The organism is Kribbella sp. NPDC004875 (assembly GCF_042873375.1).
Classification (GTDB): Bacteria; Actinomycetota; Actinomycetes; order Propionibacteriales; family Kribbellaceae; genus Kribbella.
The window spans coordinates 133,859-155,568 of sequence record NZ_JBIALI010000010.1 but is presented as its reverse complement, the minus strand read 5'-3'; the positions used below and the strand labels follow the sequence as shown (position 1 = coordinate 155,568).

General features: G+C 70.2%; 22 protein-coding genes. 9 read left to right on the top strand and 13 right to left on the bottom strand.

Translation table 11 applies throughout. The features are described 5' to 3' along the window. Nucleotides 1-100: 100 nt before the first annotated feature. Nucleotides 101-1,009 (bottom strand): GntR family transcriptional regulator, encoded by a 909-nt coding sequence (locus tag ACFYRH_RS39725; protein ID WP_387785886.1) that lies wholly within the window; start codon nucleotides 1,007-1,009, stop codon nucleotides 101-103. Between the two features lie 416 nt (nucleotides 1,010-1,425). Here ACFYRH_RS39725 and ACFYRH_RS39720 point away from each other — a divergent pair, with 416 nt between their 5' ends. After that, nucleotides 1,426-2,007 carry an HhH-GPD-type base excision DNA repair protein gene (locus ACFYRH_RS39720; protein WP_387785883.1) on the top strand — a complete coding sequence of 194 codons (582 nt, stop codon included), beginning with the start codon at nucleotides 1,426-1,428 and terminating at the stop codon, nucleotides 2,005-2,007. Nucleotides 2,008-2,141: 134 nt separating this feature from the next. Further along, nucleotides 2,142-2,732 carry a TIGR03086 family metal-binding protein gene (locus tag ACFYRH_RS39715; protein WP_387785881.1) on the top strand — a complete coding sequence of 197 codons (591 nt, stop codon included), beginning with the start codon at nucleotides 2,142-2,144 and terminating at the stop codon, nucleotides 2,730-2,732. On the opposite strand, the gene ACFYRH_RS39710 is transcribed toward ACFYRH_RS39715, so the two are convergent. The 3 genes from ACFYRH_RS39710 to ACFYRH_RS39700 form a co-directional block, all read right to left on the bottom strand. Beyond that, nucleotides 2,682-3,914: an FAD-dependent monooxygenase gene (locus tag ACFYRH_RS39710; protein WP_387785878.1), complete on the bottom strand. Its 1,233-nt coding sequence runs from the start codon at nucleotides 3,912-3,914 to the stop codon at nucleotides 2,682-2,684. The two genes, ACFYRH_RS39715 and ACFYRH_RS39710, sit on opposite strands and share 51 nt — an antisense overlap. 103 nt (nucleotides 3,915-4,017) lie before the next feature. Continuing rightward, nucleotides 4,018-6,033, bottom strand: a complete 2,016-nt coding sequence (locus ACFYRH_RS39705; RefSeq protein WP_387785875.1) for an FAD-dependent oxidoreductase — start codon at nucleotides 6,031-6,033, stop codon at nucleotides 4,018-4,020. Next, entirely contained in the window at nucleotides 6,030-6,572 is a 543-nt protein-coding gene (locus ACFYRH_RS39700; RefSeq protein ID WP_387785872.1) for a PadR family transcriptional regulator, read from the bottom strand. The genes ACFYRH_RS39705 and ACFYRH_RS39700 overlap by 4 nt, the downstream gene beginning before the upstream one ends. 139 nt (nucleotides 6,573-6,711) lie before the next feature. On the opposite strand from ACFYRH_RS39700, the gene ACFYRH_RS39695 reads away from it, so the two are divergent. Next, entirely contained in the window at nucleotides 6,712-7,197 is a 486-nt protein-coding gene (locus ACFYRH_RS39695; RefSeq protein WP_387785870.1) for a cation:proton antiporter regulatory subunit, read from the top strand. Nucleotides 7,198-7,199: 2 nt separating this feature from the next. Then, nucleotides 7,200-8,414, top strand: coding sequence for a cation:proton antiporter (locus tag ACFYRH_RS39690; RefSeq protein ID WP_387785867.1), 1,215 nt, complete (start codon nucleotides 7,200-7,202; stop codon nucleotides 8,412-8,414). A 79-nt stretch (nucleotides 8,415-8,493) separates the two neighbouring features. Here ACFYRH_RS39690 and ACFYRH_RS39685 read toward each other — a convergent pair whose 3' ends face one another. From ACFYRH_RS39685 to ACFYRH_RS39675, 3 genes are read right to left on the bottom strand one after another with little or no spacing between them, the layout of a single operon-like run. After that, a complete protein-coding gene (locus tag ACFYRH_RS39685; protein WP_387785865.1) occupies nucleotides 8,494-8,982 on the bottom strand; it encodes a methylated-DNA--[protein]-cysteine S-methyltransferase in 489 nt (162 codons plus the stop codon). After that, a complete protein-coding gene (locus tag ACFYRH_RS39680) occupies nucleotides 8,979-9,533 on the bottom strand; it encodes a GNAT family N-acetyltransferase (RefSeq protein ID WP_387785862.1) in 555 nt (184 codons plus the stop codon). Before ACFYRH_RS39680 ends, ACFYRH_RS39685 begins: the two co-directional genes overlap by 4 nt. Then, nucleotides 9,530-11,038, bottom strand: a complete 1,509-nt coding sequence (locus tag ACFYRH_RS39675; protein WP_387785860.1) for an AlkA N-terminal domain-containing protein — start codon at nucleotides 11,036-11,038, stop codon at nucleotides 9,530-9,532. Before ACFYRH_RS39675 ends, ACFYRH_RS39680 begins: the two co-directional genes overlap by 4 nt. Before the next feature lie 145 nt (nucleotides 11,039-11,183). On the opposite strand from ACFYRH_RS39675, the gene ACFYRH_RS39670 reads away from it, so the two are divergent. From ACFYRH_RS39670 to ACFYRH_RS39650, 5 genes are all read left to right on the top strand, one after another. Next, on the top strand, nucleotides 11,184-11,924 hold the full coding sequence (locus tag ACFYRH_RS39670; protein ID WP_387785857.1) for an SDR family NAD(P)-dependent oxidoreductase: 741 nt from the start codon (nucleotides 11,184-11,186) through the stop codon (nucleotides 11,922-11,924). Between the two features lie 585 nt (nucleotides 11,925-12,509). After that, entirely contained in the window at nucleotides 12,510-12,917 is a 408-nt protein-coding gene (locus tag ACFYRH_RS39665; protein WP_387785855.1) for an LLM class flavin-dependent oxidoreductase, read from the top strand. A 12-nt stretch (nucleotides 12,918-12,929) separates the two neighbouring features. Continuing rightward, the gene (locus tag ACFYRH_RS39660; RefSeq protein WP_387785853.1) at nucleotides 12,930-13,286 is read left to right on the top strand and encodes a hypothetical protein; all 357 of its coding nucleotides are present in this window, start codon (nucleotides 12,930-12,932) and stop codon (nucleotides 13,284-13,286) included. A gap of 72 nt (nucleotides 13,287-13,358) precedes the next feature. Then, nucleotides 13,359-14,369, top strand: coding sequence for a LacI family DNA-binding transcriptional regulator (locus ACFYRH_RS39655; RefSeq protein ID WP_387785851.1), 1,011 nt, complete (start codon nucleotides 13,359-13,361; stop codon nucleotides 14,367-14,369). Between the two features lie 42 nt (nucleotides 14,370-14,411). After that, on the top strand, nucleotides 14,412-17,114 hold the full coding sequence (locus ACFYRH_RS39650) for a glycogen debranching protein (protein ID WP_387785849.1): 2,703 nt from the start codon (nucleotides 14,412-14,414) through the stop codon (nucleotides 17,112-17,114). Between the two features lie 436 nt (nucleotides 17,115-17,550). On the opposite strand, the gene ACFYRH_RS39645 is transcribed toward ACFYRH_RS39650, so the two are convergent. Genes ACFYRH_RS39645 through ACFYRH_RS39620 form a run of 6 tightly spaced genes read right to left on the bottom strand, consistent with a single transcriptional unit; the run spans nucleotide 17,551 to nucleotide 21,479 of the window. Further along, nucleotides 17,551-18,321 (bottom strand): hypothetical protein, encoded by a 771-nt coding sequence (locus tag ACFYRH_RS39645; protein WP_387785847.1) that lies wholly within the window; start codon nucleotides 18,319-18,321, stop codon nucleotides 17,551-17,553. Next, complete coding sequence (locus ACFYRH_RS39640) at nucleotides 18,318-19,223, bottom strand: ATP-binding cassette domain-containing protein (RefSeq protein WP_387785846.1); 906 nt, start codon at nucleotides 19,221-19,223, stop codon at nucleotides 18,318-18,320. Before ACFYRH_RS39640 ends, ACFYRH_RS39645 begins: the two co-directional genes overlap by 4 nt. Then, entirely contained in the window at nucleotides 19,223-19,582 is a 360-nt protein-coding gene (locus ACFYRH_RS39635) for a GntR family transcriptional regulator (protein ID WP_387785844.1), read from the bottom strand. The genes ACFYRH_RS39640 and ACFYRH_RS39635 overlap by 1 nt, the downstream gene beginning before the upstream one ends. Nucleotides 19,583-19,637: 55 nt before the next feature. Next, on the bottom strand, nucleotides 19,638-20,363 hold the full coding sequence (locus ACFYRH_RS39630; protein WP_387785841.1) for a GPP34 family phosphoprotein: 726 nt from the start codon (nucleotides 20,361-20,363) through the stop codon (nucleotides 19,638-19,640). Next, entirely contained in the window at nucleotides 20,356-20,565 is a 210-nt protein-coding gene (locus tag ACFYRH_RS39625; RefSeq protein WP_387785839.1) for a hypothetical protein, read from the bottom strand. Before ACFYRH_RS39625 ends, ACFYRH_RS39630 begins: the two co-directional genes overlap by 8 nt. A gap of 2 nt (nucleotides 20,566-20,567) precedes the next feature. Next, complete coding sequence (locus tag ACFYRH_RS39620) at nucleotides 20,568-21,479, bottom strand: SPFH domain-containing protein (RefSeq protein ID WP_387785836.1); 912 nt, start codon at nucleotides 21,477-21,479, stop codon at nucleotides 20,568-20,570. Between the last annotated feature and the right edge of the window lie 231 nt (nucleotides 21,480-21,710).

Below are 21,710 nucleotides of genomic sequence, written 5' to 3'. Positions count from 1 at the left end.
CTCGGTGCGCGGGAGCGAAGGTCTCGATGCGGAGCATCGTGGCCTTTGCTCACGTGCAGCGAGGTGCCGTGCCGAGTGCCGCGCAGTAGGCGCGGGGACATCAGACACCCCTTCTCCGTGCGGAGAGACCATCTAGGAAGATGCCGAGCCCGAATTCGAACAACTGGTCCAGGTCGTAGTCGTAGTCGAAGCCGTCGGCGAGCAGGTCGCGGAACGCGGTCAGGTTTCCGGCCGCGATCATCGCGGCCAACTGGTCACCCTGGCCTGCCACCCACTCGTCCGCGGTCACGCCGGTGTCCTGCTCGGCCTGTGCCTCGGCCTCCATCACCAGCGCGATCCCGCGCACGTACGCGAACAGGCTGATCACCGCCGACAAGGCGGCACCTTTCCCGAACCCGCGCAACGCACCCAGCACCGCGTCGGTGTGCGGCAGCAACCTCGGCACCAACTGCGGCCGGCTCAGACTGATCGCACTCGCCAGCCACAGATGCCGCCGGTACGCCGCCCAATGCACCTTGGCCACCACAGTGATCGCGTCCCGCCAGTGCTCCGGGACCTTCCCCAACGGAAACTCGCCGATCGCCGCGTCCACCATCTGTACGACGAGCGCGTCCTTGCCGCCGACGTACCGGTAGAGCGCCATCGTCGAAACCCCGAGCTCGGCCGCGATCCGCCGCATCGACAGCGCGGGCAACCCCTCGGCGTCCGCGATCGCGATCCCCGTCCGCACGACCTCGTCCCGGTTCAGGTCGGGCAACCCGTCGACGTTCCCGGCCTCGGTACGCCGGGCCCGCGGCGGCGGACCGACCACGGTCCCGACCCCCGCCGCCGGATGCACCAACCGCTCCTGCTGCAGGACCTGCAACGCCTTGGTCGCGGTCGCCATCGCGACGCCGAAGTCCCGGACCAGCGCCCGCGTCGACGGCACCCGGTCCCCCGGCCGCAGCTCACCGGCCTCGATCCGCCGCCGCAGTTCCGCCGCGATCACCAGGTACGGCGCTTCGCTCATCAATCCTCCCCAGGTAGTGCACGTACATCGTACGCGCACTACCACAGCACCAGGCCTCCCCAGGTCAGGTAGGGCCAACCGCGCTCCCTCCACCCCCGCCACCCCACCACTTGAGGGGCCGGCCCCTCGGCCAGTCGGTCCCCCCTCCCCCCCCCCGCCGTGCCCGGTGCCACCCCACCACTGTTTGAGGGGCCGGCCCCTCCAACGGTGGGTTCATCCCCGCTGTGCAGGGCGCCATCCCACCGGTCGAGGGGCCGGCCCCTCAAACGGGGCAGGGCGCGCGCGGGCGGGGCGCGGGGGGCGCGGGGGCTGGGCGCGGGGGCTGGGCGCGGGGGCGCGGGGGGCTGGGCGCGGGGGGCGCGGGGGGCTGGGCGCGTGGGTGCCTACGCGGTGAGGCCCGTGCCAAGATGGGCGGCATGCTGCGCGAACTGCACCTCACCGGCAATCCGGATGCCGACACGTTGCTCAACGACGACCCGTTCGCCTTGCTGGTCGGGATGCTGCTCGACCAGCAGTACCCGATGGAGCACGCCTTCTCCGGCCCGCTGAAGATCGCGAACCGGATGGACGGGTTCGACCTGCACAAGATCGCGAACACCGACCTGGAGACGTTCGTCGAGCTCTGCGTCACCCCACCGGCCATCCACCGGTACGGCGGCTCGATGGCCCGCCGGGTGCACGCCCTCGCCCAGCTGATCATCGACAAGTACGACGGCGACGCCGCGAACATCTGGCTCGCCGGCCGCCCGAAGCCGGACGGGCCCGAGGTGCTGAAGCGGCTGAAGGCGCTCCCGGGGTTCGGCGAGCAGAAGGCGAAGATCTTCCTCGCCCTGCTCGGCAAGCAGCGCGGCGTGACGCCGAAGGGCTGGCGTGAGGCCGCCGGCAGCTACGGCGACCGCGGCTCCCGGCGTTCGATCGCGGACGTCACCGACACCGCCTCGCTGAACGAGGTCCGCTCGTTCAAGAAGGCCGCGAAGGCAGCTGCCGCCGGCGCCTGACGAGCCCGCGACACCTGGCCCCGATCTGTTGCACATCGCCCCTTTCGGTGCGGGTTGTCCCTTGTGCTCCAGGCGTTTCCCTGCGAATCGGTGCGTACCGACTTATGCTCGGGGCAGCCACGGGAGGAGCGCGGATGGACATCCGGGATCTGGATCGGCGTGCTGGTGCGGTGCTCGGGGAGGTCGTGATGCAGGTGCGGCCGGAGCACCTGTGGTTTCCGACCCCGTGCCCGGACTGGACGGTCCGCGGCCTGCTCCGCCACGTGGTCAGCCAGAACGATGGCCTGGCCGCGGCCGCGCAGAACGGCTCCGCGTCCGTCCACGCGTGGCATGCCGGGCGACTCGGCGACAACCCGGCCGGAGCCTACCGCCGCTCGAACGTGCGGGTCGCGGACGCGTTCGCCGACGGCGGCGCGCTGGACCGGCTGGTGGAGGTGCGCGAGTTCGGCTCGTTCCCGCGCCGGATCGCGCTGACCTTCCACCAGCTCGACTGCGTCGTCCACGCCTGGGACCTGGCCCGCGCGATCGACGTCCCGTACAACCCGCCGCCGGACATGGTCGAGCTCGCCCTCACGCTGGCGCGCCGGATCCCCGACACCGACGGCAACCGCGGCCCCGGCTACGCGTTCGAGCGCGCCGTGAAGGTGTCCGGCACCGCCCCTGACCTCGACCAACTACTCGGTTTCCTCGGTCGCGACCCGGAGTGGGTCTCGCCGCTCGACTGAATACTCGGGCAGGTCGATCGCGTCCGGCTTCGCGACCGCCATCTTCGCGAGCACACCGGCCATCAGTCGCGACGTCATCACGCGCATCACGAAGTCGCGGTACCCGATCCCGAGAGCGGTCATCGGCATCGCCATCTTCAGGCCGCCCGGCGGCAACTCCATCCGCTGATCGACGTACGCCCGCATCCGGGCCTGGTACGCCGGGAACGCGCGCGCGTGATCGCCGTCCACAGCGGCCAGCTCGCCCGCCAGGACGTACGCCCCGACGAGCGAGAGCGCCGTACCGTGGCCCGCCATCGGCGAACCGCAGTACCCGGCGTCGCCGACCAGGGCGACCCGGCCACGCGACCACTCCGGCACGACCACCCGGCTGGTGCTGTCGAGGTAGAAGTCGTCCGCGGCGTCCAGGCCGCGCAGGACGCTCTCGGTGTGCCACCCGAGCCCCTCGAATCGCGTACGCACCAACTGCTTCTGCGCCGCGACGTCCCGCCGGTCGTAGCTCAGCACCGGCGACCGGAAACTCAGCAACGCCTTCGCGAACCGCGGATCACGATCCGGCCGCAGCGCCACCCAGCGACCACGCGGCGCGGTGTAGATCTTCATCCAGTGGTTCAGGTCCTCCGGCGAGTCGATCGTGAAGTACGACGTGTAGCCGCCGAGGTGGTGCACGAAATCGGTCTCGGGACCGAACGCCAGCCGCCGTACCCGCGAGTGCACCCCGTCCGCGCCGACGACGAGGTCGAACCGCCGCCGCGTCCCGCTCGCGAACGTCACGTCGACACCTGTCGCGTCCTGCTCGAGTTCGGCGACCGAGTCGCCGTACAGGTACTCCACCTCGGCGGTCGCCGCGGTCAGGATCTCGGCGAGATCGCCGCGCAGGATCTCGATCTCGGCCACCGGCCCGGCCCCGTCGAGCAGCTCCGCGGCCATCGCGGCGGACCGCCGGCCGTCGGCCCGCACGTACTCGAGCCCGCGCTCATGCACCTGCCGCCCGGCCACCGCGGGCATCAGGCCCATCCGCTCGGCGACCACCCGGGACACCCCGCGCAGGTCGACGGTCTGCCCGCCGGGCCGCGGCCCGGCCGCCAGCTCGACGACCGTCGGCGCGAAGCCGAACCGCCGCAACCAGTACGCCAACGCCGGTCCCGCGATCCCGCCGCCAGAAATCAGAACGGTCTTCATAGTCACCCCTTGTGAGTAGTGCGCGTACGCCGTACACGGTGCACTACCTGGGGACGTCGACGCCACCGCGCACTAGTGCACCGGGGCAGGTGCACTACCGGGGTCAGAGGGTGAGGGCGAGGCGGGTCGCCTGTTCGATCGCGCGTTTCGCGTCCAGCTCCGCCGCGACGTCGGCTCCGCCGATCAGGTGCACCGGACGGCCGGTCGCCCGTAACGCCTCGGCGAGATCACGGACCGGCTCCTGACCCGCGCACACCACCACCGTGTCGACCGCGAGCACCGTTGCCTTCTCGCGCTTCTCGCCGAACGTGATGTGCAGCCCGGCGTCGTCGATCCGCTCGTAGTTGACGCCACGCAACTGCTCGACCTGCTTGTTCTTCAACGCGGCCCGATGCACCCACCCGGTGGTCTTGCCGAGGCCGGCGCCGATCTTGCCCGCCTTACGCTGCAGCAGATACACCTTCCGCGGCGACGGTTCCGGCCGCGGTACGGCGAGCGCGCCCGGCAGCTCGGTCGGGTCACCGACACCCCACTCCGCCTTCCACGCGGCGAGATCCGGCGACCCGGCCGTCGTCAGGAACTCGCTGACGTCCACGCCGATCCCGCCGGCCCCGATCACCGCGACCGCCTCCCCGACCGGGCGGCCCGCGCGGACCACGTCGACGTACGACAGCACCTTCGGGTGGTCGATCCCCGGGATCGCCGGGACCCGCGGTACGACGCCGGTCGCGAGCACGATCTCGTCGAAGCCGGACAGGTCCTCGACGGTCGCGCGCCGGCCGAGGTGCACCTTCACGCCGGTCAGGTCGAGCTGCCGCCGGTAGTACCGGATCGTCTCCGCGAACTCCTCCTTGCCCGGGATCCGTTGCGCGATCCCGAACTGCCCGCCGATCTCCGCGGCCGCCTCGAACAGCTCGACCCGATGTCCACGTTCGGCCGCCGTCACCGCGGCCGCCAACCCAGCCGGCCCTGCTCCGACCACCGCGAGGTTCTTCGTACGACGGGTCGGCAGCAACCGTAGCTCGGTCTCCCGCGCCGCCCGCGGGTTCACCATGCAGCTCGCCCGCCGCTTCGCGAACACATGATCCAGACACGCCTGGTTACAGGCGATGCAGACGTTGATCTCGTCGGACCGGCCAGTGGTTGCCTTGAGCACCCACTCCGGGTCGGCCAGGAACGGGCGGGCCATGCTGACCAGGTCGGCGTCGCCGCGGGCCAGCACCTCCTCGGCGACCTGCGGCAGGTTGATCCGGTTCGACGTCACCACCGGGATCGACACGTGCGGCTTGAACGCCGCGGTCACGCTCGTGAACGCGGCCCGCGGCACGGACGTGACGATGGTCGGGACCCGCGCCTCGTGCCAGCCGATGCCGGTGTTGATGATCGACGCCCCGGCCGCCTCGATCTCCTTGCCCAGCGCGACCACGTCGTCCCAGGTCTGCCCGCCCTCGACCAGGTCGGCCATCGAGAGCCGGTAGATGATCAGGAAGTCCGCGCCGACGCGTTCCCGGGTCCGCCGGACGATCTCGACCGCGAGCCGCCGCCGGTTCTCCGGGCTGCCACCCCAGCGGTCGGAGCGCTTGTTCGTGCGCTCGGCGAGGAACTGGTTGATGAAGTACCCCTCGGACCCCATGATCTCGACACCGTCGTACCCGGCCTCGCGGGCGAGCGCCGCGCAGTCGACGTACGCCGAGATCTGTCGCCGGACGCCGCGATCGGAGAGGGCGCGCGGCTTGAACGGGTTGATCGGAGCCTTGAGCGCGGACGCGGAGACGCTGAACGGGTGGTACGAGTAGCGGCCGGCGTGCAGGATCTGCAACGCGATCCGGCCACCCTCGGCGTGGACGGCGTTGGTCAGCAGCCGATGCCTGGTCGCCTGCCGCTTGCTCGTCAGCGTGGACCCGAAGGGTGTCAGCCAGCCGGTCCGGTTCGGGGCATAGCCGCCGGTCACCATCAGGCCTACGCCACCGCGAGCGCGCTCCGCGAAGTACGCCGCAAGCTTCGCCATGTCATGCAGCCGGTCCTCGAGACCGGTGTGCATCGAGCCCATGATCACGCGGTTCGGCAGCGTGACATGCCCGAGGTCGAGCGGCTCCAGCAGGTGCGGGTACGCGCTCATCGCTTGTCCTTTCGGAGGGCTTCGATCACTTCGTCGCACCACGCCACGAACGACTCCTCGGCGCGGATCCCGCCGCGCAGGACGAGGTACTGGTGCAGGTCGCGGCCGTGCAGCGTGGCCGGCTTCGGAAAGTCGCGCTTGCGGATCCCGCGGTACACCTCGAGCCGCGTCGCGTGCTCGGCCCGATGCCGCTCGACCTCCTGGAACACCACGTCCGGATCGCCGAGCGAGGCGCCCCGGAGCTTCACCCCGAGCCCGTCCCGCAGTACGGCGGGATCCGTCGGCTCGGCCAGCCAGCGGGAGAGCTCCGCGCGCCCGGCCGCCGCGACCCGGTACACCTTCTTGTCCGGGCGACCGTCCTGGGCGATCGCGGTATGCCGCACCCAGCCGGCCTCGTCCATCCGGCGCAGTACCCGGTAGATCTGCTGGTGGGTGGCCGGCCAGAAGTACCCGATCGACCGGTCGAACCGCCGGGCCAGCTCGTAGCCGGACCCGGCCCGCTCGGTCAGTGAGACCAGAATCGCGTGCTCCAGCGCCATCTCCGGAGCGTACCTATGCAACTCGTTGCAGTGCATCGGATTGCATCCCATCTCACAACTCTTGTCCGGACAAGGGTTGTGTGGTTTGAGAGAATGGTTGCAGACGCCTTGTATTTGCCGCCAATGGATTTGGAGCACCATGGACCCCCAGGCCCACACGACCAAGACCACGCTGCCCGGGATCGGCACGCGGTACGACCTGGTGACCGAAGGCGGCAAACACGTCTCGGTGGTGGCGCACAACGACGGCCGGCGGTTCCTCGGCTTCCACAAACCCGATGACGACGACGAATGCCAGGCGTCCGTACCGCTGGCGCAGGGCGAGGCGGCCGCGCTGGCGCACCTGCTGCTCCCGGAGCAGATCGACCCGGTTCGCGGCGAGATGGAGATCGACCTGGTCACCGAGCACATCCCGATCACGGCCAAATCGCCGTACGGCGGGCGCACGCTCGGCGACACGCAGGTCCGCAGCCGGACCGGAGCGTCCATCGTCGCGGTCCTGCGCCGGACCGGGGCGACGCCGTCCCCGACACCGGACTTCCGGTTCGCGATCGGGGACAAGCTGGTCGTGGTCGGGACCCGCGAGGGCGTGGACGCCGTGGCCGACCTGATCGCGGGGGGCTGAGGATGCACGAGAACATCACCGCACTGCTGATCGAGCTCGGCGCCGTCATCCTCGCACTCGGCGTCCTCGGACGGATCGCCGGGCGGCTCGGCTTCTCCCCGATCCCGCTGTACCTGCTGGCCGGTCTGGCGTTCGGGCACGGCGGCATCCTCCCGCTGGCGGCGAGTGAGGAGTTCGTTGCCACCGGCGCCGAGATCGGCGTGATCCTGCTGCTGTTGCTGCTCGGGCTCGAGTACACCGCGTCCGACCTGGTCGGCACGTTGAAGACGCAGTACATCTCGGGTGCGGTCGACTTCCTGCTGAACGCCATCCCCGGCGCCGTGGTGGCACTGCTGCTCGGCTGGGGTCCGGTCGCGGCGGTCGCGCTGGCCGGTGTCACCTGGATCTCGTCGTCCGGCGTGATCGCGAAGGTGGTCGGCGACCTCGGGCGGCTGGGTAACCGGGAAACGCCTGTCGTACTGGGGATTCTCGTCCTCGAGGACCTGTCGATGGCGGTCTACCTGCCGATCCTCACCGCGCTGCTCGCCGGTGTCGGGCTGGCCGGCGGCAGTATGACGCTGCTGATCTCGCTCGGGACGGTGAGCGTCGTCCTGTTCGTCGCACTGCGGTACGGGCGGGTGATCAGCCGGGCCGTGTCGTCGGACAACCCGGAGATGCTGCTGCTCGTCGTCCTCGGTCTGACCCTGCTGGTCGCAGGCATCGCGCAGCAGCTGCAGGTGTCGGCGGCGGTCGGCGCGTTCCTGGTCGGTATCGCGTTGTCCGGCGAGGTCGCGCACGGTGCGCGTAACCTACTCAGCCCGCTGCGGGATCTGTTCGCCGCGGTCTTCTTCGTGTTCTTCGGCCTGAGCACCGACCCGGCGAAGATCCCGCCGGTGCTCGCGGTCGCGTTCGGGCTGGCGATCCTCACCGCCCTCACCAAGGTGGCCACCGGCTGGTTCGCCGCGCGACGCGCCGGTATCTCGACCGCTGGTCGCTGGCGGGCCGGTGGCACGCTGGTTGCCCGCGGCGAGTTCTCGATCGTCATCGCCGGCCTCGCGGTCGGAGTCGAACCGAAACTCGGTCCGCTCGCCACGGCGTACGTGCTGATCCTCGTCATCCTCGGCCCGGTCGCCGCCCGCTACACCGAGCCGCTCGCCCGCCGCCTGACCCGCAAGCCCGCCAAGCCGCTGGAGGCTCCGGCCGCGGAGCGTCTGGAGGAGGACCCCGCCAACACGTGACCCGGACCGCCGGCACTCATCAATCGTCCTCCCGAGGCGCGTGGCCGTCCGTTCTGAGCGTGAACGGTCCTGCGGGGCTTCAGTTGATGAGTGCCTGGCGTCCGCGTTCGTGATCGAGGAGGGCTCGTTTGCGTTCGATGCCGCCGCCGTAACCGGTCAGGTTGCCGGTCGAACCGACCAGGCGGTGGCACGGGACGATGATGCTGACCGGGTTCTTCCCGTTCGCGAGTCCCACCGCGCGGGCCGACTGCGGTTTCAGACCGAGCGCCGTGGCGAGTCCGCCGTACGTCGTGGTCTCGCCGTACGGGATGTCCTGCAGAGCGGTCCAGATCTGCCGCTGGAAGTCCGTGCCGACGAGGTGCAGCGGTACGTCGAAGGTGGTGCGCCCGTGGTGGAAGTACTCGTCCAGTTGCTCGGCGACCGCGGGCAGCGCCGAGTCGTCGCGGTCGCCGAAGGTCTCGGTCTCGGGACGGTAGAGCTGCTGGTCCAGGTACAGGCCCGTCAGCTCGTTCCCGGTCCCCACGAGCGTGAGTGGACCGAGTGGACTGTCGACGACCGCGTACCTCACCGGGTGGACTCCCACTGGGCGCGGTCGATGCGGTAAAGCACGTGCCGCTGCAGCCGGTGGCCGTCCGCGATCCGCGGGTGGTCGAAGTCACCGGCCTCGTCGTGCACCATCCCGATCCGCTGCATGACCCGCTGCGACGGCAGATTGGTGGTCGTCGTGAACGACACGATCTCGTCCAGCCCGGCCGGCCCGAACCCGACTTCGAGCGCCGCCCGGGCCGCCTCGCTCGCGTACCCGTTGCCCCAGGCACCCTTCGCGAGCCGCCAGCCGATCTCGACCGCGGGCTGGAAGTGCGCGTCGAAGCTCGGCACCGACAGGCCGGTGAAGCCGATGAACTCCCCGGTGGCACGCACCTCGAGGGCCCACAAACCCCAGCCGCGCTCGTCGATCGCCGCGCGGTTGCGGTCGATCAGCCCATCGCTCTGCTCGCGCGTCTGCAGCGCCGGGAAGTGTTCCATCACTGCCGGATCCTCGTTCAACGCGGCGAACGGATCGCGGTCGGAGTCGCGCCACTGGCGCAGCAGCAGGCGATCGGTGGTCAGTTCGGTCATGCTCGCTCCGTGCGTACTTGGAAGGACGGGTCGTCGGCGGCCGGAATCCGGTTGATCGCGTGCTCCCCCGTCGCCCACAGGTACTGCACGGCATACGCACGCCAAGGCCGCCACGCGCGCGCGTGGTCCGTCAAGGGTTTGGGGGCCTCCGGCAAGCCTAGGTCACGAGCGGCGTAACGGATACCGAGATCGCTGGCCACGAAGGCGTCCGGATCACCGAGCGCCCGCATCGCGATCGACTCCACCGTCCACGGCCCGATCCCCGGCAGCGCCGCGAGCTGCTCGCGCGCGCGATCCCAGTCCGCGCCCGCGCCGAGGTCGATCTCCCCTTCGGCCAGCGTCGCGATCAGGGTGGTGAGCGTCGTACGCCGGGTCTTCGGGAACGCCAGCGATTCGGGATCGAGACCGGCCAGCGCCTGCATGGTCGGGAACAGGTGCGTGAGACCGCCGCCCGGATCCTCGATCGGCTCACCGTGCCGCAGCACCAACCGATGGGCGTGGGTGCGCGCGGCAGCCGTCGACACCTGCTGACCGAGCACCGCCCGTACGGCGAACTCCTCGCCGTCGACAGTGTGCGGAACGCGGCGGCCGGGCGCTTTCGCGATCAGCGGGGCGAGCACCGGGTCCTCGCTCAGCAGGTCGTCGACCGCGACCGGGTCCGCGTCCAGGTCGAGCATCCGCCGGCAGCGGCTGATCGCGATCGCGAGATCGCGTTGATCGGTGAGTGAGAGCTGACAGGCGATGTGGTCGGGCATCGGCTTCAGCGCGACGACACCGTGGCCGTGCGGCAGCCGGAGCGTGCGGCGGAAGTGGCCGTCGCGCCACTCCTCCACGCCCGGTACGCCGGTGGCGATCAGGTGGCCGAAGAGGTTGTCCGGCGTGAGCGGAGCGCGGAACGGGAGGCGCAGCGAGATGGTGCCCGGCGCGGCGGACGCCGTACCCCGGCGTACCCGACGGCGCAGCTCGGTCGGCGACAGGGCGAAGACCTCCTGCACCGTCTCGTTGAACGTCCGCACGCTGGAGAACCCGGCCGCGAACGCGACGTCCGCCATCTGCAGCTCACTCGTCTCGATCAACAGCCGCGCGGTCTGGGCACGCTGCGCCCGGGCGAGCGCGAGCGGACCCGCACCGAGCTCGGCCTGGAGCTGGCGCTGCACCTGCCGCACGCTGTACCCGAGCTGGCCGGCCAGGCCCGGTACGCCGTCCCGGTCGACGACGCCGTCCGCGATCAGGCGCATCGCGCGGGCCACCAGGTCGGCGCGGTCGTTCCACTCCGGCGACCCCGGACTCGCATCCGGCCGGCACCGCTTGCAGGCCCGGAACCCGGCCTGCTGAGCGGCCGCCGCGCTCGGGTAGAACCGCATGTTCTCGACCTTCGGCGGCACCACCGGACAGCTCGGCCGGCAGTAGATCTTCGTCGTCAGGACGGCGGTGAAGAACCACCCGTCGAACCGCGCGTCCTTCGACTGCACCGCCCGGATGCATCGCTGCCTGCACTCGTACACGCCCTCCAGCATCCCTGCCGCCACCGACAATCACTAGCGGATTTACGACATCGAAGTACGGCGGCGATTCGCGGGAATGCGACGCGAGGATCCGGTGGCCGATTCTCGCCAGCTTCACGGTCGCCGCAGCGGTGGACTTGAGGACATGAACGAACTGATTGGCAGGAAAGTACTGGTGACCGGCGGCAGCCGCGGAATCGGCGCGGCGACCGCCCGCGCTCTGGCGGACCGTGGGGCCGATGTCGCGATCACGTACAACTCCTCGGCGGATGCCGCGGCGAAGGTCGTGAAGGAGCTCGAGGCGTCCGGACGGCGCGGGTTCGCGTTCGCTGTGGACGCGGCAGACCCGGTCGCGACCGCCGACGGTGTACGCCGGGCCGCGGACTCGCTCGGTGGACTGGACGTGCTCGTCAACAATGCGGGCATCGGCGCGATCGCCCCGATCGGCGACCTGTCCGCGGACGACGTCGACCGCGTGCTGGCGGTGAATATCCGCGGGGTGTACGCCGCGACGCAGGCCGCCGTACCGCTGCTGTCCGACGGGGGCCGCCTCATCCACCTCGGCAGCTGCGCCGCCGACCGCGTCACGAGTCCCGGGATGACGCTGTACGCGATGAGCAAGGCCGCACTGGTCGGCCTCAGCAAGGCCCTCGCCCGCGAACTGGGCCCCCGCAACATCACCTCGAACGTCGTCCAGCCCGGCCCCACCGACACCGACATGAACCCGTCCGACGGCCCGTACGCAGCCGCCCAGATCGCCGACCTGGCCCTGGCCCGCTTCGGCACCCCCACCGAGGTAGCCGCCGCCATCACCTACCTGGCCGGCCCAGCCGCCACCCACATCACCGGCACCACCCTCACCATCGACGGCGGCCACACCGCCTGACCCCCACCACCCGCTCCACCAACCGCTCCGCCTCCCCCTCCCGGCTCCCTCCCCACACGCCGCCCTCCCCCACGCCTCCCCGTCCCGCCTCTCCACACGCCGCCCTCCCCCTCACGCGCGAGGGGTTATCCCCTCGCGGTGGGGGTTCTTCGCCCGTACACCAACAGAGAACCCCCAACACCACGGGCTAACCCACCCCCCTTCCCCACGCACCCTCCCGCCCCACGAGCCCCCGCCCGGCCGGCACCCCGCCACCCCACGCACGAGGGGATAACCCCTCGGAGTGGGGGTTCTTCACCCGCACACCAACAGAGAACCCCCAACACCACGGGTTAACCCCTCGCGCGTGGGGAGCCGGGAGGCGGGAAGGGTGTGCGGAGGCGGGAGGCGGGAAGGGCGTGGGGAGGCGGGAGGCGCGTGCGGAAGCGGGAGGCGCGGGCGGAAGCGGGAGGCGCGTGGGGAGGAGGGGGGCGGGAGTGGAGGAGGGCGGGAGTGGAGGAGGGGGCGGGGGTGGAGGAGGGGGCGGGGGTGGAGGAGGGGGCGGGGGTGGAGGAGGGTGTCGGTGGGTGGGGCTAGGTTCGGGGGGTGAGGTACTCGGTGACGGTCGGGGCCGTTGGGGACGGGCGGGATCCGCGGGGGCTGGCGGAGTTGGCTCGGGCGGTGGAGGACGCCGGGTGGGACGGGATGTTTCTCGAGGACTACCTCGTCTATCAGGGGGACGCGGCGCACCCGGCGTACGACCCCTGGATCTGTTTGGCGGCGATGGCGGCGGCGACCCAGCGGATCCGGATCGGTACGACGGTGACGCCGTTGCCGCGCCGGCGCCCGTGGAAGGTGGCGGCGGAGGCGGTGGCACTGGATCACCTGTCCGGCGGCCGGATGATCCTCGGCGTCGGGATCGGGGATCCGGGCGACCCGTTCATGGAAGGCAAGAGCCCGAAGGTGCTGGCGGAGATGCTGGACGAAGGGCTCGACCTGATCGACCGGCTGTGAACCGGTCAGCCGGTGACCTTCGAGGGCAAGCACTACTCGCTGACAGACGTGCAGCTCACCGCACGGCCGATGCAGGCGCCGCGGATCCCGATCTGGGTAGGGGGCAACTTTCTCGTGCCGGCCGTGCGGCGGCGGATCCTTCGCTGGGACGGTTCCTGCGCGTACAAGGGCAGCACCGCCGCACCTCGGCCGATCACTCCGCAGGACGTGCTCGAGCTCAGACAGGACGGCGCCGTCGATATCAAGGTGAGTGGTGGTGACCCGGCCGCCTTCGCCGAAGCCGGCGCCGCCTGGTGGGGCCGGTGGATCGCACCGATGAGCTTCGCGGAGACGCTCGCGATCGTGCGGACCGGACCGCCTGCGCTCTGAGGCGTTGACAGTACGGCGGGTGCACGGGAGACTGCGAATGTTTTTAACGTTCAAACGTTCGTGGGAGGTTGTGTGGCGACGTTGAAGCAGGTCGCGGCCCACGCCGAGGTGTCGGTGCAGACGGTGTCGAACGCGCTGAACGCACCGCACCGGCTGCGGCCGGACACGCTCGAGCGGGTGAACCGCTCGATCGAACTGCTCAACTACCGCCCGAATCGTAACGCCCGCAGTCTGCGCACCAGCGCCGTCGAGCTGATCGGGTACTGCGTGCCGAACTGGCCGAACCAGACGCACCTCGTCATGGACCAGTTCCTGCATGCCCTCTGCGCCGCCGCCGAACGCACCGGCCGGCACATCCTGCTGTTCACCGCGCCACCCGGGGTCGACGGCATGCCGACGTACGACGATCTGCACGCGCGGCGGCTCGTCGACGGCTTCGTGCTGTCGCAGACCGAGACGCGCGACCCGCGGCACGGCTGGCTGAAAGACCAGGACATCCCGTTCGTCAGCTTCGGCAGGGTGTGGAAAGAGACCAGGCAACCCGGCCCGTGGGTGGACGTCGACGGCGCGGCCGGATCAGAGCTGGCCGTCCGGCACCTGTACGAGACCGGCCGCCGGCGGATCGCGTTCCTCGGTTGGCCGAAGTCGTCAGGCCTCGGCGAGGACCGGATCGGCGGTTGGCGGGCCGGGTGCAAGTCGCTCGGGCTGCCGACCACCGGGCTGGCCGTCCGCTGCCGTGAGGACAGCATCGAGGAAGGCGCCCGCGCGACCGCGAGCCTGCTCGACTCCGGTCCCGAGATCGACGGGATCGTTGCCCTGAGCGACATTCTCGCGCTCGGCGCGCTCCGCGAGCTGACCCGTCGCGGCAGGATCCCCGGCCGGGAGATCGGCGTCACCGGCTTCGACGACTCGCCGCTCGCGGAGGTCGTCTCCCCCGGCCTGACCAGCTTCCGGCAACCGATGGACCAGATCGCCGAAGAGCTGATCGCCATCCTCACCGGTCCCAGCGCTGGTGAGGGCAGGCCGGCCGAACGTCTGCTGCAGCCAGAACTGGTGATCAGGGGCAGCTCGGCCCCTGGCTGACCTGGCGCCTCTCCCCGGGCGCCGCGACAAGGAGGAACCGCCATGACTCCGCATCCGACCAACCGAAGTAGCTCCCCACCCCGCAGATCGGTACGCCGGGCCGCCGGCATCGCGCTGCTCGCCACCGCGACCGTTCTGGCCGGCGGCGCCTCGGCCCTCGCCGGCCCCACCACCGACTCAACCACTGCCCGCTCAACCACCACCAGATCGGGCACGGCCGCCGCGGCGTCGTCCGCAACCGCGGGTGCCGCCGCCGCGGGTGGACCTTCGGAACTCTCCGAGACCACGCGGCTCGCCGATCGCCGATCGCTGGTCGTCGGCGACCGCGCCTACGCGATGGGCGACGAGTCCGGCCTCTACCCCGCCGCCGGCTGGCACGTCCGCGGTGAGATGGGCGGCTTCTGGACCCAGCCGATCAAGCTTCTCGACGGCCTCTGGTTCGGCCTGGACGGGAACTGGCTCGGCAAGCAGCTACCCGCCGCGAAGTACACCAGCGGCCACGGCTACAGCCGGATCGACTACAACGGTGCCGTCAACGTCCGCCGTACCGACTTCGTGCCGGACGGGATCCGGGCGACGCTCGTCGGCCTGACGCTCAGCTCCAGTACGGCGAAAACGGTCAAGCTCGACGTCGACGCGCACTCCGAACTGATGCAGTCCTACCCGTGGGACTGGACAACGCCGAGCGCGAAGGACGCGAACCTGCCCGACACCGGTGACTTCGTCGACGGTGCGCTGCGGTTCCGCGAGCAGGGCACCCCGACGTATCCGAACGCACCCGCGCACGACTACGCCGCGTTCGTCGGATCGTCCCTGCGTCCGACGGACTACCAGCCCGGGAAGGACCACCGCGGCCCGCAGGACCCCGCCGTGATCTGCCCGAAGGACGGTACGACGCCTGCGCGCTGCGACGACTCGCTGACCGGCAACGGCACCGGCGGCCGGCTCACGTACGACGTCCAGCTCGGGGCCGGTCAGCAGAAGACCATCTGGTTCGCGGTCGCCGGCTCCGATCAAGGCAGCCAGGCGGCGCAGCGCGAGTACGGCAAGGCCCTGAGCAATCCCGGCAAGTTGCTGCGGGCAAAGAGCGCCGCGAGGCAGCAGATCGACGCACAGTCCGCAGTGGACCTTCCTGGTGACCGGCTGCTGCAGCAGAGCGTCGAGTGGAGCAAGCAGAACCTCGCCGACTCGGTGCAGCAGGCGAACAACCTGCAGATCCGCGACGTCAACGAGGGCAAGGACTTCCCGGCGGCCGCTGGGACGGTACCGACCGCGCGCTGGTTCGGCGCCGGCTTCCCGGACTATCCGTGGCTGTTCGCGACCGACGGTGAGTACACCGCGTTCGCGGCCGTCGCGGCCGGTCAGTTCGACACCGTCAAGGAACACCTGCGTGCACTGCGCGACGTCAGCGACATCCTGAACAAGCGCAGCGGTAAGGTCGCGCACGAGGTCACGCCGAACGGCTCGGTGTACTTCGGCTCGAACCAGAGCGCGGGCAACACCGACGAGACGGTGAAGTTCCCGAGCACGGTCGCGCTGCTGTGGCGGTGGACCGGCGACGACAAGTTCCGCGATGAGATGTACGACTTCAGCGTCCGGAACCTGCGGTACGTGTACCGCGAGCTCGACAAGGACGGCGACGGCTGGCCCGAGGGTCTCGCGAACGTCGAGCGCACCGGCATGGGCGTGGAGAAGCTCGACAGCACCGTGTACCTCGCCCGCGGCCTGCGCGACCTCGCCGACCTGGCCGCCTCCAAGCACGACACCTTGACCCAGCAGTGGGCGACCGGCAAGGCGAACGACCTCGAGTCCCGCTTCGAGGCGCAGTGGTGGGTCCCCCAGGCCATGGGGTACGCCGATTCCGTCGACGACGCGACGAACCCGGCCAACGACAACACGCCGATCTTCCAGCGGCACTGGATCGGTGTCACGCCGATGGAGTCGGTGCTCACCCGTCCGGGGCAACCGGCGTCGCCGCTCGCATCGAAGGAGCACGCGAAAATCGCCCTCGACCAGCGCGAGAAGCCTTGCTACACGGGCGAGTTCGGCCTGTTCCACACCGGTACCGGGCCGACCTCGGACCCGGCGGGCAACCCGGGCGCCTCGTGTGACGGCGTGGTGTCGCAGGTGAAGAGCGAGCGCAGCATCTTCGGCCTCAACACCTCGATCATGGCCGTTGCGGAAGGCAACTTCGGACGGCTGGGCACGAAGCAGCAGCAGGTGTACACGACCGGCAACGCGCGGATCCAGCTCGACCCGTCGGTCTGGGAGACCCCGGGCGCGATGCCGGAGATCGCCCCGTCGCCGGACTCCCCGGCGAACATCGGCCGGCCGTTCTACGACCGCTCGATGACGCTGCAGGCCTGGGGTGCGTACGGCATTCTCTGGCCGGTGATCCACCAGCAGCTCGGCGTCGATCCCGATCTCGGGCACGGGCGGCTCGCCGTCGTACCGCAGCTTCCGGAGGGCCAGCCGAAGGTGGCCGGGAGCAATATCCGGGTCGGTCAGGGATCCGTCGATGTCTCGCAACGCCTTACCGGCAAGGCATTGTCGACCGATGTGACCGTCAAGGGTGTCGGTGCCGACGTCACGGTCGGCGCGGTGCTGCCGTCCGGCGCGAAGGTGAAGAGCGTGGCGGTCAACGGCCACGCGGCGCAGTACAAGCTGGTCACGACCAGCCGTGGGACGCAGGTCGAGGTGGCGGCGCACGGTGCGCACACGGCGCTGACGATCACCCTCGGGTGACCTAGGACCAGAACTAGGACCGGGAGCCGAGCCGGCCGGTGCGCATCCGTTCTGTGCACCGGCCGAGTCGGCCATGCCGATATCCGGAACTGACGGGTGCCGCTGCTCCACGAAAGACGGGCGGGCCCCTCCGGGTATGAGTCGGAGGGGCCCGCACCAGCTGAAGGAAGGGGTGACGTCTCCAGCTTCCCGATACGGGTCCGTGGAGGCCGGCAGACCCCGTCACCGGTCTACCTCGGTGGGGATCCCCACCGCGAGGGCCCTCGGTTTCCGATCGACCCGCCACTCCAATCCGAAGTCGCGTGTCGACCTTTCTACGCCCGTCCGACGGGGTCGCACAACCCTTTCCTGAGAAGAGTTTCAGTCGTCCACAATGATTGGCCGGCCATCCACAGAATTGCTCCGGGTTATACACACCCCCTGTGTATAACGTGTCTTAGCCCTTAGCGGGTTTGAGGGCCATCGGCTCCAGAACGCGATGTCCGGCGTACACCCCGAGAGCACTGACCACGAGAACCGACGGCACGGCGACCGCGAGCGGTGGCCGGTGATAGCCGGTCTTGTTCAGGAGGTCGGCGAGCCATTGCGCGACGAGCAGGAACTCGGCCGCGGCCGCGGGCAGCACCGCGAGCGGCAGCATCAGGACACCGAGCCAGAAACCGAACCGGACGAACGTGATGCCGAGCAGCCAGCCGGCCACCTCGTGCGACAGGATCAGCAGGAAGAACTCGAGGAACACCAGGCCGACCTGCGACGTACTGGTGAACAGGTGCGGATTGTTCAGTTTGTCGGGCCAGCCCTGCCAGGCGTACAAGGCGTGCTCGAGCTGATAGGCCAGCACCCACAGGAGCGAGGTCGCGGCCGCGGCGCCGGTGAGGTAGATGCCGGCGGCAAGGGAGTACATCCGGCGGGTGACGCCCTGGGCGACGAGCATCGCGAAGAACGCCGGGGTGAGCGTGACCCCGATCGCCATCGAGAAGTACTTCGGGGACTGCGTGCCGTAGTCCCACATGCTGCTGTCGACGCCACCGGTCGCGAGCTGGATGACGATCCCGACGACCAGGAACGCGACCAGCATCACGGCCCAGTAGCCGACCAGCATCTGCTGCATTCCGCGCGTCATCGCGACCAGCACTTGCTTCAAGCGCTGCCGGTCGGTGACTCCCCGAGGCAGCGTCGCGCGCTCAACCGCCGTACCTGTGCTCATCCGCGGGCTCCCGTCGGGGCGGTGAGGTGGACGAAGAGGTCCTGCAGGCCGACCGGGCCGATCTCCAGGCCGGCGTCGGTCGCCTGTGCGAGCAGCGCCGGATCGAGATCGCCGAGCACCGTGGTGGACTTCGTACCACCGAGGCGCTCCTCCGCGAGCACGGTGAAGCCGGCGGTGAACGCGTCGACCGCCGCGGCCGGGCCGACGATCGAGGCGCCGCGACCGCGGAGCGCGTCCACCGGTGACTGGGTGACGAGCCGGCCGTTGTCCAGGATCACGACCTCCTCGAGCATCGCGCTGACCTCGCTGACCAGGTGCGTGGACAGCACGATCGTGCGCGGCACCTCGGCGTAGTCGGCGAGCAGCGCGTCGTAGAACAGGTTGCGGGACGGGACGTCCATCCCGAGGTAGCTCTCGTCGAAGATCGTCAGCGGCGCCCGGCTGGCGAGCCCGAGCACCACGCCGAGCGCCGACTTCTTACCGCGGGAGAGTTTCTGGATCTTCTTGTTCACCGGCACTTCGAAGCGGTCCAGGAGCTCACCCGCGAGTTCGGCGTCCCAGTACGGGCGGAGGCCCGCCGCGAGGTCCAGTACCCGCTTGGCGGGGACCGCGTCCGGGATGTCCCCGGACTCGCGGATCAGGCAGACCCGGCTGGTGACGACCGCGTTCTCGTACGGCTCCTGGGCCGCGCCGAGATCGCCACCCTCGATCAGCACTCGGCCCTCGTCCGGCCGGCGGAACCCTGCCAGGATCGCGGCGAGCGTGCTCTTACCGGACCCGTTCCGGCCGAGCAGCCCGTGGATCTTCCCGGGCGCCAGCCGCAGGTCGAGCCGGTCGAGGGCCGGCGTACCCGAGAACCGGACCGAGAGGTCCTCGGTCCGGACGGTCAGGGCGGTGGTCATCAGTTCTCACCCCAGGTGCGGATGTGCTGGAGGATGTCGGCCACCGGGATGCCGATGGCCTTGGCCTCGCGGATCATCGGGTCGACGACGTCGGCGAAGAACGAGTCGCGACGGCCGGTACGGAGCAGGTCGCGGGCGTTCGGTGCCACGAACATGCCGATCCCGCGCTTCTTGTACAGGATCCCGTCGTCGACCAGCTGGGCGAATCCCTTGGCCGCGGTCGCGGGGTTGATCCGGTAGAAGGCGGCGTACTGGTTGGTCGACATCACCTGCTCGTCCTCGGCCAGCGCGCCGGTCACGATGTCGTTCTTGATCTGCTCCGCGATCTGCAGATAGATCGGGCTGCGATCGTCGAACACCCATCCCCCTTCCTCGGTTCATTACCTGAGTACTGAACCGTAGCGCCGACCAGGGTCATCCCGCGGCCGAGTACTGCGTCTGCTGCAGCGACCTCTTCAACGCCGGTACGACGGGACCGACGCGGACCGCGAGTTGGGCCAGCCGATCCTTGTGCCGCGCCTTCTGCTCCTTGGTGACGACGGTCCGCAGATCCGCGGTCGACGCCAGTACGACGACCGACGCGTCGCGCAGGTCCACTCGGGAGACGAGCCGGGACGCGCGCAGGGTTTCGCGGGCGCTCTCGAGGAGTTGGCGACGTACCAGCGGGTGGCGGACCGTGATGCGGTCGGCCGGGATGAGGCCGAGGATGCGATGCGGCTCGAGCCTGATCAGTTGGGCACGGGCCAGCTCGTCGCGCACGTGACGGACGGTGGCGCCCGGCCGCCGGTCGATCCAGTGCCGCCAGCGCCGCGGGCCGACCGCGCGAAGCTCGTCGAGAACCGCAGCAAGGACCGGATCCGCCGGGACCGGCGCCGTCGTCACCCGCGCCCGGCCGGTGTCGTCCTCGATGTTCCCGGCCAGCTGCAGATCCACGAGGATCGCCGCTCGGAGCAGCTTCCCCAGCTTCGAGCGCACTGTCAGCCGCTCTCGCTGCGGGTCGTAGGCGAGCAGGAAAAGCCTCGAATACAAGGCCTCTGGTGGATAGGAGTTGCCCAGCGCAACCACCTTCCGGGGGCTCCGTGGTTGCCGTGCTGCACCGCGCGGACCGCGCGGCGCCGCGATCGCCGTCTTCCTACTCATCGGCTTCCTCCTTCGACGGGCGGCCGGGGCGACGGAGTTTGCCCACGCCGCCCGGCAACCGGCCGGCGTCGGCCAGTGCGCGGCGGAGCAGGTACTCGATCTGGGCATTGGTGCTGCGGAGGTCGTCGGCCGCCCACCGAGCGAGCGCGTCGTGCACCACGGGATCCAGCCGGAGCAGGATCTTCTTGCGGTCGACAGCCACGACTACTGGTAGAGCGATCCGGTGTTCACGACGGGCTGAGCGTCCCGATCACCGCAGAGGACGACCATCAGGTTGCTGACCATCGTCGCCTTGCGCTCCTCGTCCAGCTCGACCACCTCGTGCTCGGACAGCCGGTCCAGCGCCAGTTCGACCATGCCGACCGCACCCTCGACGATCCGCTGCCGGGCCGCGACGACCGCACCCGCCTGCTGGCGGCGCAGCATCGCCTGCGCGATCTCCGGCGCGTACGCGAGGTGGGTGATGCGGGACTCGATGACCCGGACGCCGGCGGCGTGCACCCGGGCACCGATCTCCACGGACAGCTTCTCGGTGATCTCGTCGGTGCTGTCCCGCAGCGACAGGACGCCGTCCTCGGAGTGCACGTCGTACGGATAGCTGTTGGCGATGTGCCGGACCGCGGTCTCGGTCTGGATCGCGACGAACTCGACGAAATCGTCCACCTCGAACAGCGCCTGCGCGGTGTCCTCGACCTGCCAGACCACCACCGCGGCGATCTCGATCGGGTTGCCGTCGGCATCGTTGACCTTGGCAACCGCCGTCTCGTGGTTGCGGATCCGGGTCGATACCTCGCGACGGGTGGAGATCGGGTTCACCCAGCGCAGACCGTCGGTGCGGATCGTCCCGGCGTACCGCCCGAGGATCTGCAGCACCCGCGCCCGCCCCGGCGAGACTGCCGTCAGCCCCGCGGCGACGATCACGCCGACCACGAACAGCACCACGCCGAGCGTGACCATCCCGTCGTGCCCGTTCGCGATCCCGAACGCGAACTGCACCACCGCGGCGACCAGCACCAGGAACGCCACCACCGCCACCGGCCACCCGTTCAGGTCCCAGGCCGCCCGCTCACTCACCTTCGGCGCCGGCATCTCCACCACGCCATCCACGTCCGCCATCACTTACTCCTCTCGAATAGCTCGAAGGTAGCAAAGTGATATCACATTTAGCAAGCGCGATTGCCCCCTCAAGTGGCGGGTTGCCCCCCGAAAATCCGAGGGGGCAACCCTCCACGCCAACGGGCACCCCCTCGAGTGGCGGGTTCCCCCCGAGACCCCGAGAGGGGCAACCCTCCAGACCAACGGGCACCCCCTCAGGTCGCGGGTTGCCCCCCGAAAATCTGAGGAGGC

Excerpts from the sequence above, each read along its gene's own strand:
- ACFYRH_RS39705 (WP_387785875.1), bottom strand. The coding sequence starts at position 6,033 with ATGAGCGCGTACCCGCACCTGCTGGAGCCGCTCGACCTCGGGCATGTC.
- ACFYRH_RS39695 (WP_387785870.1), top strand. The coding sequence starts at position 6,712 with ATGGACCCCCAGGCCCACACGACCAAGACCACGCTGCCCGGGATCGGC.
- ACFYRH_RS39640 (WP_387785846.1), bottom strand. The coding sequence starts at position 19,223 with ATGACCACCGCCCTGACCGTCCGGACCGAGGACCTCTCGGTCCGGTTC.
- ACFYRH_RS39725 (WP_387785886.1), bottom strand. The coding sequence starts at position 1,009 with ATGAGCGAAGCGCCGTACCTGGTGATCGCGGCGGAACTGCGGCGGCGG.
- ACFYRH_RS39620 (WP_387785836.1), bottom strand. The coding sequence starts at position 21,479 with ATGGCGGACGTGGATGGCGTGGTGGAGATGCCGGCGCCGAAGGTGAGT.
- ACFYRH_RS39710 (WP_387785878.1), bottom strand. The coding sequence starts at position 3,914 with ATGAAGACCGTTCTGATTTCTGGCGGCGGGATCGCGGGACCGGCGTTG.
- ACFYRH_RS39645 (WP_387785847.1), bottom strand. The coding sequence starts at position 18,321 with ATGAGCACAGGTACGGCGGTTGAGCGCGCGACGCTGCCTCGGGGAGTC.
- ACFYRH_RS39680 (WP_387785862.1), bottom strand. The coding sequence starts at position 9,533 with ATGACCGAACTGACCACCGATCGCCTGCTGCTGCGCCAGTGGCGCGAC.
- ACFYRH_RS39690 (WP_387785867.1), top strand. The coding sequence starts at position 7,200 with ATGCACGAGAACATCACCGCACTGCTGATCGAGCTCGGCGCCGTCATC.
- ACFYRH_RS39715 (WP_387785881.1), top strand. The coding sequence starts at position 2,142 with ATGGACATCCGGGATCTGGATCGGCGTGCTGGTGCGGTGCTCGGGGAG.
- ACFYRH_RS39700 (WP_387785872.1), bottom strand. The coding sequence starts at position 6,572 with ATGGCGCTGGAGCACGCGATTCTGGTCTCACTGACCGAGCGGGCCGGG.
- ACFYRH_RS39720 (WP_387785883.1), top strand. The coding sequence starts at position 1,426 with ATGCTGCGCGAACTGCACCTCACCGGCAATCCGGATGCCGACACGTTG.
- ACFYRH_RS39630 (WP_387785841.1), bottom strand. The coding sequence starts at position 20,363 with ATGAGTAGGAAGACGGCGATCGCGGCGCCGCGCGGTCCGCGCGGTGCA.
- ACFYRH_RS39650 (WP_387785849.1), top strand. The coding sequence starts at position 14,412 with ATGACTCCGCATCCGACCAACCGAAGTAGCTCCCCACCCCGCAGATCG.
- ACFYRH_RS39670 (WP_387785857.1), top strand. The coding sequence starts at position 11,184 with ATGAACGAACTGATTGGCAGGAAAGTACTGGTGACCGGCGGCAGCCGC.